9 protein-coding genes are annotated in these 12,243 nt (G+C 64.0%); 5 read left to right on the top strand and 4 right to left on the bottom strand.

Annotated elements, in window-relative coordinates; genetic code table 11:
- The 4 genes from ACEK02_RS32445 to ACEK02_RS32430 form a co-directional block, all read right to left on the bottom strand.
- Nucleotides 1-1,423, bottom strand: a 1,423-nt coding sequence (locus ACEK02_RS32445; protein WP_371425903.1) for a 3-hydroxyacyl-CoA dehydrogenase NAD-binding domain-containing protein, incomplete at its 3' end; no start/stop codon positions are given.
- A gap of 12 nt (nt 1,424-1,435) precedes the next feature.
- A complete protein-coding gene (locus tag ACEK02_RS32440; protein WP_371425901.1) occupies nt 1,436-2,644 on the bottom strand; it encodes an acetyl-CoA C-acetyltransferase in 1,209 nt (402 codons plus the stop codon).
- Between the two features lie 139 nt (nt 2,645-2,783).
- The gene (locus tag ACEK02_RS32435) at nt 2,784-4,574 is read right to left on the bottom strand and encodes an acyl-CoA dehydrogenase C-terminal domain-containing protein (protein ID WP_371425899.1); all 1,791 of its coding nucleotides are present in this window, start codon (nt 4,572-4,574) and stop codon (nt 2,784-2,786) included.
- Nucleotides 4,575-4,672: 98 nt separating this feature from the next.
- Nucleotides 4,673-5,059 carry a nuclear transport factor 2 family protein gene (locus ACEK02_RS32430; protein ID WP_371425897.1) on the bottom strand — a complete coding sequence of 129 codons (387 nt, stop codon included), beginning with the start codon at nt 5,057-5,059 and terminating at the stop codon, nt 4,673-4,675.
- Nucleotides 5,060-5,171: 112 nt separating this feature from the next.
- Here ACEK02_RS32430 and ACEK02_RS32425 point away from each other — a divergent pair, with 112 nt between their 5' ends.
- The 5 genes from ACEK02_RS32425 to ACEK02_RS32405 all read left to right on the top strand — a co-directional run bounded on the left by ACEK02_RS32425 (nt 5,172) and on the right by ACEK02_RS32405 (nt 12,199).
- The gene (locus ACEK02_RS32425) at nt 5,172-5,723 is read left to right on the top strand and encodes a TetR/AcrR family transcriptional regulator (protein ID WP_371425895.1); all 552 of its coding nucleotides are present in this window, start codon (nt 5,172-5,174) and stop codon (nt 5,721-5,723) included.
- A gap of 226 nt (nt 5,724-5,949) precedes the next feature.
- Nucleotides 5,950-9,345: a hypothetical protein gene (locus tag ACEK02_RS32420; protein WP_371425894.1), complete on the top strand. Its 3,396-nt coding sequence runs from the start codon at nt 5,950-5,952 to the stop codon at nt 9,343-9,345.
- Nucleotides 9,346-9,640: 295 nt separating this feature from the next.
- Nucleotides 9,641-10,285 (top strand): hypothetical protein, encoded by a 645-nt coding sequence (locus tag ACEK02_RS32415; RefSeq protein WP_371425892.1) that lies wholly within the window; start codon nt 9,641-9,643, stop codon nt 10,283-10,285.
- 214 nt (nt 10,286-10,499) lie between these two features.
- Complete coding sequence (locus tag ACEK02_RS32410) at nt 10,500-11,429, top strand: sulfite exporter TauE/SafE family protein (RefSeq protein WP_371425890.1); 930 nt, start codon at nt 10,500-10,502, stop codon at nt 11,427-11,429.
- Nucleotides 11,426-12,199 (top strand): TIGR02186 family protein, encoded by a 774-nt coding sequence (locus ACEK02_RS32405; RefSeq protein WP_371425888.1) that lies wholly within the window; start codon nt 11,426-11,428, stop codon nt 12,197-12,199. The genes ACEK02_RS32410 and ACEK02_RS32405 overlap by 4 nt, the downstream gene beginning before the upstream one ends.
- The last annotated feature ends 44 nt before the right edge of the window (nt 12,200-12,243 follow it).

The following is a 12,243-nucleotide window of genomic DNA, read 5'->3' as shown; positions in this document are numbered from 1 at the left end:
CCAGCATCATCTTCTCGACCGGCGAGAAGAAGTGGATGCCGATGAACTTCGACTGGTCCGCGAACTCTTCGGCGAGCGAGTTGATCGGCAGCGTCGAGGTGTTCGACGCGATGATGGCGCCTTCCTTCAACAGCGGCTGCACCTTCTTGTAGATCTCGGCCTTGACCGCGCGATCCTCGAACACGGCCTCAATCACGAGGTCGCAGTCCTTGATGACGTCGAAATCCGCAGTCGCGGTGATCTTCGCCATCAGGGCGGTCTTGTCCGCCTCCTTGGCGCGGCCCTTGGCGATCAGGCCATCGATGGCTGCGATGCAATGACCGAGACCCTTGTCGGCACTGGCCTGATCGCGATCGATCAGCACGACCTCCATGCCGCCACGCGCCGAGACGAAACCGACCGACGCCCCCATGAAGCCGGCGCCGATGACGGCGAGCTTCTTCACTTTGGTCGGCGGCACGTTTTGCGGTCGGCGCGCGCCCTTGTTCAGCTCCTGCATCGACAGGAACAGGCTGCGGATCATGGCCGCCGCTTCCTTGGTCTGCAGGATATGCGCGAACTGACGGGACTCGACGCGGAGCGCCGCGTCCATCGGCAGCTGCAGGCCTTCATAGACGCACTGCATGATCGCACGCGCGGCCGGATAGTTGTCGAAGGTCTCGCGGCGATAGATCGCGTTACCCGCCGGGAACATCATCATGCCCTGCTTGGAATAGACGGGGCCGCCGGGCAGCTTGAAGCCCTTCTCGTCCCACGGCGCGACGGGTTTGCCGCCGGCCTTGATCCATTCCTTGGCAGTCGTGATGAGATCGGCTGATGGCACCACCGCGCCGACGATGCCCATCGCCTTGGCCTTGACGAGATTGATCGCTTCGCCCTTCAGCAGCATCTGCATGGTGTCTTGCGGTTGCAGCATGCGGGCGAGGCGCTGGGTGCCGCCGCCTCCGGGGAACAGGCCGACCTTGATCTCGGGCAGTCCAAGACGCGTCTTCGGATTTTCAGCGGCAACGCGATAGTGGCAGGCCAGCGTCAGTTCGAACGCGCCGCCGAGGGCGAGGCCGTTGATCGCCGCAACCCATGGCTTGCCGGAGGTCTCGATCTTGCGCAGGGTCAGCGATAGCTTGCGGCTCTCGTCGAACAGCATCTGCTGTGCGGCTTCCTCGCCCTTGGCTGCCTTGGTCTCGGCGAAGACCTTGCCCATGCCTTCAAGCATCGACAGATCGGCACCGGCGGAGAACGCCTCCTTGCCGGAGGTGATGACGACGCCCTTCACGGCAGCATCGGCGGTCGTCTGATCGACGATGGCACCGAGTTCCTCGATGGTCGTGGTGTCGAGCACGTTCATCGAACGGCCGGAGATATCCCAGGTGACGAGCGCGATGCCGTCGGCGTCGGTCTCAACCTTGAAGTTCTTGAAGGTCATGCTGGCCGCTCCTTACACGCGTTCGATGATGGTGGCGGTGCCCATGCCGCCGCCGATGCAGAGGGTGACGAGGGCCGTCGACTTGTTGGTGCGCTCGAGTTCGTCCAGCACGGTACCAAGGATCATCGCACCGGTGGCGCCGAGCGGATGGCCCATGGCAATGGCGCCGCCGCAGACGTTGATTTTCTCATTGTCGATCTCGAACGCCTGGATGAAGCGCAGCACCACCGAGGCGAAGGCTTCGTTGAGCTCGAACAGATCGATGTCCGACAGCTTCATGCCGGAACGTTCCAGCACCTTCTTGGTCACATCCACCGGACCGGTGAGCATCATCGCCGGCTCGGAGCCGATATTGGCAAAGGCGCGGATCTTCGCGCGGGGCTTGAGGCCGGCCTTCTTGCCAGCTTCCGCGCTGCCGAGCAGCACGGCGGCAGCGCCGTCGACGATGCCCGACGAATTACCGGCGTGATGAACGTAGTTGACGCCTTCGATTTCCGGATGCGACTGGATCGCCACCGCATCGAAGCCGCCCATCTGGGCCATGGTCACGAAGGACGGCTGCAGTGCCGCCAGCGACTGCATCGTGGTGGACGGACGCATATGCTCGTCCTTGGCCAGAATGGTGAGGCCATTGATGTCCTTCACCGGAATGACCGAGTTCTTGAAGCGGCCTTCGTCCCACGCCTTGGCGGCGCGCTGCTGGCTCTGCACGGCGTAGGCATCGACGTCGTCGCGCGAGAAACCGTATTTGGTGGCGATCAGATCTGCCGATACGCCCTGCGGCATGAAATAGGCGGGGACGGCGATCGACGGATCGACCGGCCAAGCGCCGCCGGACGCGCCGATACCGACGCGGCTCATGGATTCAGCGCCGCCGCCGATGGTCATGGCATGCTGGCCCGACATCACCTGCGCCGCGGCGAAGTTCACCGCATCGAGGCCAGACGCGCAGAAGCGGTTGATCTGGATGCCCGGGACATCGTTGCCGTAGCCGGCTGACAGCGCCGCCATGCGAGCAATGTCGCCGCCGGCTTCGCCGACCGGATCGACCACGCCGAGGATGACATCGTCGATGGTGCCCGGCTGCAGATTGTTGCGCTCTTTCAGCGCCTTCAGCGGCGCAGTGGCGAGCGCCAGCGCGGTCACCTCATGCAGCGAACCATCGGACTTGCCGCGGCCGCGCGGCGTGCGAACGTGATCGTAGATATATGCCTCGGGCATGGTGTCTCCCTTTGAGTGGCCGTGTTGTTCGAATTTCGAAGTAATCGTCATGGCCGGGTCCGGCCATCCACGTCTCGCCATTGGCATGTAAAGACGTGGATGCCCGGCACAAGGCCGGGCATGGCGGTGTATGAGTCGACTAGAACGCTTCCGCCGGAAGCTCCATCGTCGTCGCGGCACCCGTCTGGATGCGGGCGAGATGGAGTGCGGTTTCGGGCAACATCCGCTCCATGAAGAAGCGGCCGGTCACGAGCTTGGTGGTCAGATAGGGCGTTGCGCCATCAGCAGCAATCTTGTCCTGCGCCACCTTGGCCATCTTCGCCCACATATAGGCGAAGGCCGTGAGACCGAACAGCTGCATGTAATCGGTGGCGCCGGCGCCGGCATTGTCGGGCTTCGCCATCGCATTGTTCATCAGCCACATGGTCGCCTGCTGCAGATGACCGAGCGCATTCGAGAGCGGATCGATGTAAGGCTTCATCGCCTCGTCGCCGCCATGCTCCTTGGCGAAGGCTGCAACCTCGCCGAAGAACGCCATGGCGGCACGACCACCATCACGCGGCAGCTTGCGGCCGACGAGATCGAGCGCCTGAATGCCGTTGGCACCTTCATAGATCATGGCAATGCGCGCATCGCGGACGAACTGTTCCATGCCCCATTCGGCGATGTATCCGTGGCCACCAAACATCTGCTGCGCGGAGACTGCATTGGCGAAGCCGCCATCGGTGAGCACGCCCTTGAGCACCGGGGTCATCAGGCCCATGTGATCGTCAGCGGCCTGACGCTCCTTCGGATCGTCGGAGCGATGTGCGACGTCGCTCTTCAGCGCGGTCCACACCACCATCGCGCGGGCGGCTTCATTGAAGGCGCGGATGGTGAGCAGCGTGCGGCGCACGTCGGGATGCACCATGATCGAATCGGCGGGCTTCTCCGGCGACTTCGGGCCGGTCAGCGAGCGGCCCTGCAGGCGGTCCTTCGCATAGGCGACTGCGTTCTGATAGGCGACTTCAGACTGCGCGAGGCCCTGCACGGCCACGCCGAGGCGGGCCTCGTTCATCATCACGAACATGCCCTGCATGCCCTTGTTCTCTTCGCCGATCAGCCAGCCGGTGGCGCCATCGTAATTCATCACGCAGGTGGAATTGCCGTGGATGCCCATCTTGTGCTCGATCGAGCCGCACATCACGCCGTTGCGTGCGCCGATCGATCCATCGGCATTGACCAGGAACTTCGGCACAACGAACAGCGACACGCCCTTGATGCCGGCCGGTGCGCCCTCGATGCGGGCCAGCACCAGATGGATGATATTGTCGGCGAGATCGTGCTCACCGGCCGAGATGAAAATCTTGGTGCCGGAGATCTTGTAGCTGCCGTCGGCCTGCGGCGCGGCCTTGGTGCGCAACAGACCCAGATCCGTGCCGCAATGCGGTTCGGTGAGGTTCATGGTGCCGGTCCATTCGCCGGCGACCATCTTCGGCAGGAACATCGCCTTCTGCTCGGGCTTGCCGTGCACGATGAGTGCCGCGGTCGCGCCCATGGTGAGGCCGCCATACATGGAGAACGCCATATTGGCGGAGATCTGGAATTCGGCGACGGTCTGCGACAGCGTCACCGGCAGACCCTGGCCGCCGAATTCAGTGGGAGCCGAGAGGCCGAGCCAGCCGCCTTCGGCGACCTGCTTGTAGGCTTCCTTGAAGCCTTTCGGCGTGGTCACGCTGCCGTCGTCGTTGCGCTTGCAGCCTTCGAGATCGCCGACGCGATTCAGCGGCTGCAGCACTTCTTCGCTGAGCTTGGCGGCTTCGCCCAGAATCGCCTCGCGCACATCGGCAGACGCGTCAGCAAAGCCGGGCAGATTGTTGTAGCGATCGAACTGAAACACGTCGTTGAGCAGGAAGCCGACGTCTTCGAGCGGAGCTTTGTAGCTGGGCATGGAATTCTCTCGGTTTGAATTCGATTGATCGGATGATACGGCGCCGCCGTGTCAGATTTACGCAATTGTTATCGGAGATGAAGCAAGCAGCTGGCGGCTCATTGCCGCGCCAATTCCTCGCCCATCAACCGGTGCAACAGGTTGATGGCCTTGAGCGGCCTGACCATCACCTTGAAATGGGTAATGCGCCCGTCATCGGCGAAGGTGATCATGTCGACGCCATTGATCTTGATCCCGTCGATCTCGTTCTCGAATTCGAGCACCGCGCCGTTGTCGCTGCGCCATTCGCCTTTGTAAGCGAAGCCGGGGCCACCCAGCACTTTCTCTGCAGTCGTCAGATACTTGAATACGATCTCACGGCCCCGCTGCGGCGCATGCACGACCGGGCTTTCGAACACGGCATCCGGATGCAGCAGGTCCCACAGCATCGCCCGATCATGAGACCGCATGAAGCTGTACCATCTATCGAGGCCGGTCATGCTCATCGGCTTCCCTCCCGCATCGGGCACTGTTCGGCCAGCGCCACTCCATACACTTCTGCATGGACGTTAGCGCCAGAGCGTGGATTTCGTCAATACACATGTGTATGGTCGAGGAATGGATGACCAACTGACCAAGGACCGCCTGACGCGCTCGGCCTGGCTCGACCACGGGCTGAGGATCCTCGCGCGGCAGGGCGCCGACGCGCTGAAGGTCGGTGCGCTGGCCACTGGCCTGAACGTGTCGCGCGGCAGTTTCTATTGGCATTTCAAGGATATATCTGAGTTTCGACTGCAGCTTCTGCAGCGTTGGCAGGAGCGGACAACCGATCAGGTCATCGAAGGGATCGATGCCTCGGTCGCCGGCGCCGCGCGCCTGACGCACTTAATGAAGCTCGCCTTCAACGAAGACCGCAGCCTAGACCGTGCCATCCGCGCCATGGCCTCGACCGATGCGGACGTCGCCCAAATGGTCGCCTCGGTGGACGCCAGGCGCGTTGGCTATATGGCGAAATGGCTGATCGAAGCCGGGGTGGAAAGCCAGCGGGCGCTTCCGCGCGCCGAGTTCCTGTATTGGGCCTATATCGGGCAATCCGCGGTGATGGACCCGCGCCACAGCGCCATCACCGAACAGGATGTCGACGATTTGAGTGCGCTGTTTACGCGCTGACGCCGGAGCCAGCGACATCCGATCCTATCTGCAAATCGGCGCAAGTGTATCAGCGAGTTAACTTTTAAGGCCCGCTCGGCCCGATCCTTAACCCGTTATTTACCCTAACCCTGAAAAGTCCGGATCAGAGGCAGACGACCCGCGCACGTTACGATTGTCTTCACGATGGGACGCGCGGGGGAGGCTGCAGGCGCTGATGGCGTCAAGCTCGGAACCGGACCAAAGCATGAATTCGCGCGTATCGTGGAGTGTTGACGGGATTGAGCCATCGGTCCGCGAGCGGGCCGAAGCTGCGGCGCGCCGTGCCGGCATGTCGCTGGGCGACTGGCTGAACTCGACCATCGGCGAGGCTCCCGCGCGCTTCAACTCGCCCAACGCACACCCCCGCGACCAGGAACGCCCCCTCACCCCGCGCGCGGCCCTGCCGCAACGCGACGCAGCCGATGTCGTCGAAATCCACGAGCGGCTCGACGCCATTGCCCGGCAGATCGAACTGTTCTCGAAGTCTGCGCCGCGCAGCAGCGAGCCCGGCGTTGCGCGACAGCTCAATGATGCGATCTCGCGGCTCGATGCGCGCCTGTCGCAGATCAGCGAGCCCGCCCACCGTCAGCCACAGATGCCGCCGCAGCAGCCGCGCATCGATATGGTCGAGCGCGCCGCCAATCAGGTCTATAGCGCTTCGCCGCCGATCGATCCGTTCTCGCTGGATTTCGCCATCGCCGAGATCGCCGCCCGCCAGGGCGAACTCGACGGCACGCCGCGCATGGCTCCGCGCAACGCGCCGCCAATCGCACCGTCATTCGTGCAGCCGCCTTACGCACAACCTGCCGCGCCGCCGCAGAGCTTCATGCCGGATATGTCCGGCCTGGAGCGGCAACTGTTCCAGATCACGACCAAGATCGATGCGCTGCAGCGCCCGGACAACAATATCGAGCAATCGATTGCGGCCTTCCGGGGCGAGCTTGCCGAGATCCGCAATGTCATCACCGAAGCGATGCCGCGTCGCGCCATCGAGTCGATCGAGAACGAGATCCGCGAACTCGGCCGCCGCATCGATGATAACCGCCACAGCGGCATCGATGGCGGCGTGCTGGCCAATCTTGAACGCGCCCTCGCCGACATCCACAAGACGCTGACCACGCTCACGCCGGCCGAACAGCTCGCCGGCTTCGACGAAGCGATCCGCAATCTCGGCGGCAAGATCGACTTGATCGTGCGCTCGAGCAACGATCCCGACACCATGGAGCAGCTGCAGGGCGCTATCGCCGCGCTGCGCGCCATCGTGTCCAACGTTGCCTCCAACGAAGCGCTCGGCCGTCTCAGCGACGACCTGCATACGCTGTCGTCCAAGGTCGATCAGCTCGCCCGCGCCGACAACAGCGACTCCTTTGCCGCGCTCGAGGCGCGCATCATGACGCTGACGGCAGCGCTGGAAAATCGCGAGCGTCCGGCCGTCACCGCGAGCTCCGATCATCTGGAAACGGCATTGCAGGCGTTGTCAGAGCGTCTCGACCATATGCCGGTGGGCAATGACTCGTCGTCGGCCTTCGCGCATCTTGAACAGCGCGTCTCCTATCTGCTCGAGCGGATCGAAAGCATCACCGATACGCGCGGCAACAATCTCGGCCGCGTCGAAGACGGGCTGCAGGACATCCTGCGCCATCTCGAGCGCCAGCAGTCGATGTTCGCGGCGCTGGACAATCCGCGCAGCAAGGTACCATCGGTGGATCCGGGCTTGGTCGACACGATCAAGCGCGAACTCTCCGACATGCGCTTCAGCCAGTCGGAAACCGATCGCCACACGCAGGATTCGCTCGAAGTCGTACATTCTACGCTCGGCCATGTGGTCGATCGCCTCGCCCGGATCGAAGGCGATCTGCGCGCGGTCAGCGCTGCACCGGCAAAGCAAGTTGCGCCCGTCGCGACACCCGCCCCGACTCCGCGCCCTGCCCCCACCGCGGCCGCCGCCTCAGTGCCCGCTCCGCCGCGTCCGCAAATTCCGAACCCGGTGAAGGCGCAGGCTGTGCCGTCGCAGGTCGAGGTCCGTCCGCCGCAGGTTCATTTCGATGCCGCACCGCGCGACTTCGCAGCGACCGCGATTTCGCACGAACCGGCATCAGCGTTCCCGATGCCGAAGGCGATCAGCGACATTCTCGATCCGCCGCCCGCGGCAAAACCTGTCGCGCAACCGTCAACCGTCGCAGAGCGTCCCTCGCCGCGCCCGATGGTCGACACGGCGTTGCCGCCGGATCATCCGCTCGAACCCGGCACGCGTCCGCAGGGTCGCGGCGGATCGCCATCCGAGCGCATCGCCGCGTCGGAAGAAGCGATCAGCGAAATCGCGGTCGATGCGCCTGAACAGGCGACAGCATCGAGCTTCATCGCTGCCGCACGTCGCGCCGCGCAGGCCGCCGCTGCAACCGGCAACGACAAGTCCAAAGGCGACAGATCAAGGGCGGCCAAACTCGCACCCCAACTTGCCGACAGCGACAAGTCGTCCGCCACCATCGGTTCGAAGATCCGCTCGCTGCTGGTCGGCGCCAGCGTGATCGTGATCGTGCTCGGTTCGTTCAAGGTGGCGATGACGCTGCTGGACAGCGGTTCGCCTGCGCCGATGGCAGAAAACATTCACGCCGCACCGCCGTTGCAGCTGAATGCGCCCGAACCGGCTGAAATTCAGAGTAAACCGGTCGCGCCCGTTCCGGCTGCCCCGTCCATGACCTCGCCGACCCCGATCGGCCAGCAGTCGCTGGTCGCCCCACCCGCCGCCGTCGAGCCGGCACCGCAGCCGGTGCCGCAGGCCGCGCCCGTGCCCTATGTGTCGCCCGATGTGACCGGCAGCATTGCTGCACCGCTGGCCAGTGCAGCCGGACCGGTGCTGCCGTCCAGCGGTCAGAAGATCACCACCGTTCCAATCCCCGCCGGCGAGCGCCTGCCCGAAACCATCGGCAGCACCGCGCTGCGCCATGCGGCCCTCAAGGGCGACGCCTCTGCCGCGTTCGAAATCGGCGTCCGCTATGCCGAGGGCAAGGGCGTGGCGCAGAACTACGACGAAGCCGCCAAGTGGTATGACCGCGCGGCCCAGGCCAATGTGGTGCCGGCAATGTTTCGCCTGGGCACGCTGTTCGAGAAGGGCCTTGGCGCGAAGAAGGATCTCGACGTCGCCCGCCGCTATTACGTGCTGGCCGCCGACCGCGGCAACGCCAAGGCGATGCACAATCTCGCCGTTCTCGACGCCGATGGCGGCACCAAGGGCGCCAATTACAAGAGTGCGTCGTACTGGTTCCGGAAGGCTGCCGAACGCGGCGTCGCCGACAGCCAGTTCAACCTCGGCATCCTCTATGCCCGCGGCATCGGCGTCGAACAGAACCTCGCCGAGAGCTTCAAGTGGTTCAGCCTCGCCGCCGCCCAGGGCGACGTCGATGCAGGCCGCAAGCGCGACGACATTGCCAAGCGCTTGGACCCGCAGTCGCTGGCCGCTGCGAAGCTGGCGATCCAGACTTTTGCACCGGAAGGCCAGCCCGAAGACGCCATCAATGTCGCGACCCCGGCCGGCGGCTGGGATGCGTCGCCGGCGCAGGCCGGAGCGAAAGCTGCGATGGGCAAGCGCGCCGCGCGCTAGGCCAGATTTCTTGACCGCCGGATCGAACCGGCGGTCTTATTTCCTCAACAAACCTTCATCAGACTTGATGCGGTGAAGCGCGCGTCGGGCTGGGCTGAACTGCGAGGAAACTGATTTGCCTTTTCGGAATGACGACGCACAGGGCCGTGCAGAACGCCCGTCGGGACTCCCCACCGCTAACCCCTGGGCCACACGCCCTGCCGAACCGTCTGCCCCATCGCCCCCTCCGCCGCAGCTGCCGCCGGAGCCTCCGCGCAGCAAATGGTTCAGCTGGCCCTCGGTCGCATTCGCCATCGTGATTCTTGGCAGCATCGGCGCGCAGGCCTATCAGGAACTCTCCAAACCGGAAGCCTGGGCCTATTGGAAGGACCTCTATGTCTCGCCGAGCATGGCATCTTCGGAGGTCGCAAGTCTCGATCCGGACAATTCGGGCCGGGGCCGTCCGGCGCTGGCGATCACGGGCCAGATCGGCCCGGCCACCGCAAGCTGGTTTCGCGAGAAGCTCGATGAAGCCAAGCTCAGCCCCGGCGATACCGTGCTGCTGTCATCTCCCGGCGGAAATGTCGGCCAGGCCATTATCATGGGCGAGATCATCCGTTCGCGCGGGCTGACCACCGCCGTGGGCACGGTGGATTCGGCGGGCCGGATCAAACCCTCCTACTGCGCCAGCGCCTGTGTGATGACCTTTGCCGGCGGCAAGGTCCGCATCGGCGTCGAGGGCTCAAAGCTGGGCGTGCACCGTTTCGTCTCGCCCAAGCCGGGGGCAGACCCCACGGCATCGGCCCAGCGCACCTTGGGCTATGTGCTCAGCTACATGACGAGGATGGGCGTCGCCTCGTCGGTGGTGGAAGCCATGTCGGCGACCGAGAAAATCCGGTGGCTTGGCACCGGCGAGGCTTCCGCCATGAACCTCGTCACCGATCCCGCCAGGAAGTCGTGACGCCGCCGACAGGCGCCTGACCCAACAAAATTTACCACCTTGAAAGGTGCATGACCGGCAGGTGCAAAAAACCACGCCTTTGCCGGATTCTTTAATCCCATCAACGGATGATATCGTCTAAGACGGGACGCGGCTCGCGATCCGCGCCGTCTCCAGAACCACGCCATGAGCGGTTTCGGCCCAACTCAGGGCCAGAATTCCGAAGCGAACGCGCGTGCAACTGTATCTCCCGATTGCCGACCTTCCGATCAATGTGCTGCTCATCCTAGCGATGGGCGCTGCGGTCGGCTTCGTGTCCGGCATGTTCGGGATCGGCGGCGGCTTCCTGATGACACCACTGCTGATTTTCGTCGGCATCGCCCCCGCGGTGTCGGTCGCGTCAGTGGCGAGCCACATCGCGGCTTCGTCTTTCTCCGGCGCGCTGTCCTACTGGCGACGCCGCGCCATCGATCCCGCGCTTGCGACTGTGCTTCTGACCGGCGGCGTGATCGGCACGGCTCTCGGCGTGTGGACATTCACGCTGCTGCGCAATCTCGGCCAGCTCGACCTCACCATCTCGCTGTCCTATGTGATCCTGCTCACCGCCGTCGGCGGATTGATGTTCTGGGAGGGGTTGCGCGCGCTGCTGCGCATGCGGCGCGGTGATCCCGTGACCTTGCGCCGTTCCGGCAGCCATAGCTGGGTTCACGGCCTGCCGCTGAAGATGCGGTTCAAGCGCTCCAAGATCTATCTCTCGGTGATCCCGGTGATCGCCGTCGGCCTCCTGATCGGCTTCATCGGCGCCGTGATGGGCATCGGCGGCAGCTTCATCCTGATCCCGATCCTGATCTACTGGCTGCGCATCCCGACTTCGACTGTCATCGGCACGTCCATGGTGCTGACACTGGTCACCATGGTGATCGCGACATTGCTGCATGCCGTCACCAATCATCTGGTCGATGCGGTGCTCGCCCTCATCCTGATGGTCGGCGGTGTCACCGGCGCGCAATTCGGCGCACGCGCGGGACAAAAGATTCGCGGTGAACATCTGCGGTTGCTGCTGGGCCTGCTGATCCTGGCGGTCGGCGTCCGATTCGCCGTGGAACTGGTGATCCGCCCCGCGGATCTGTTCACGATCCGCGAAACAGGAGGCGCCGCTCCATGATACGCGCGCTCCCGATCATCGCTGCACTTGGCATCGGAGCATTTGCCCCGGCCCACGCCGAGCAACTGATCGTCTCGGTCTCGAACCATCGCGTAACCGTGACGCCCAATTATGCCGGCGAGGAACTGGTGCTGTTCGGCGCTGTCGAGAAAGACGACAAGACACCGCCCGGCCGCAACAACTACAATCTCGTCGTCACCGTCAACGGGCCGCGCACCGACCTCCTGACCCGGCGCAAGGAGCGCCGTTTCGGCATCTGGATCAACACCGACTCGCGCCAGTTCCTGCAGGTGCCATCCTATCTCTCCGTGTTTTCCAATCGCCCGTTCGACGCCATTGCACCAGCCGACGTGCAACGCCGCCAGCAGCTCGGGATCAATAACGTCCTGCTGACCCAGCGCGTCGGCACCGACTATGCCGACGTCGTGGCCACCGACCCGTTCCGCAGCGCCTTTGTGCGGCTGCGCAAGGAACATGGACTGTATCGCGAGGAGACCTCGGCGGTGACATTCCTGACCCCGACGCTGTTTCGAACCAGCATCCCCTTGCCCGCCGAAGTCCCCATCGGCACCTACGATGTCGAGATCAAACTGTTCGCCGATGGTGCGCTGATCTCGAAAGCGGAGACGGCGTTCGATATCGTCAAGGTCGGCTTCGAGCAGTTTGTCGCCAATGCCGCGCGCAATTACGGCTTCATCTATGGGCTGCTGACCGCAGCGATGGCGCTGATGTCGGGTTGGGCGGCTTCCATCGTGTTCAGGCGGGATTGAAAGCTCACAGACCGCAGGATGGGTAGAGCGAAGCGAAACCCATC

It is taken from the genome of Tardiphaga sp. (assembly GCF_041424195.1).
Classification (GTDB): domain Bacteria; phylum Pseudomonadota; class Alphaproteobacteria; order Rhizobiales; family Xanthobacteraceae; genus Tardiphaga.
The sequence above is the reverse complement of the archived record's forward strand: the minus strand, read 5'-3'. Positions and strand labels throughout refer to the sequence as shown.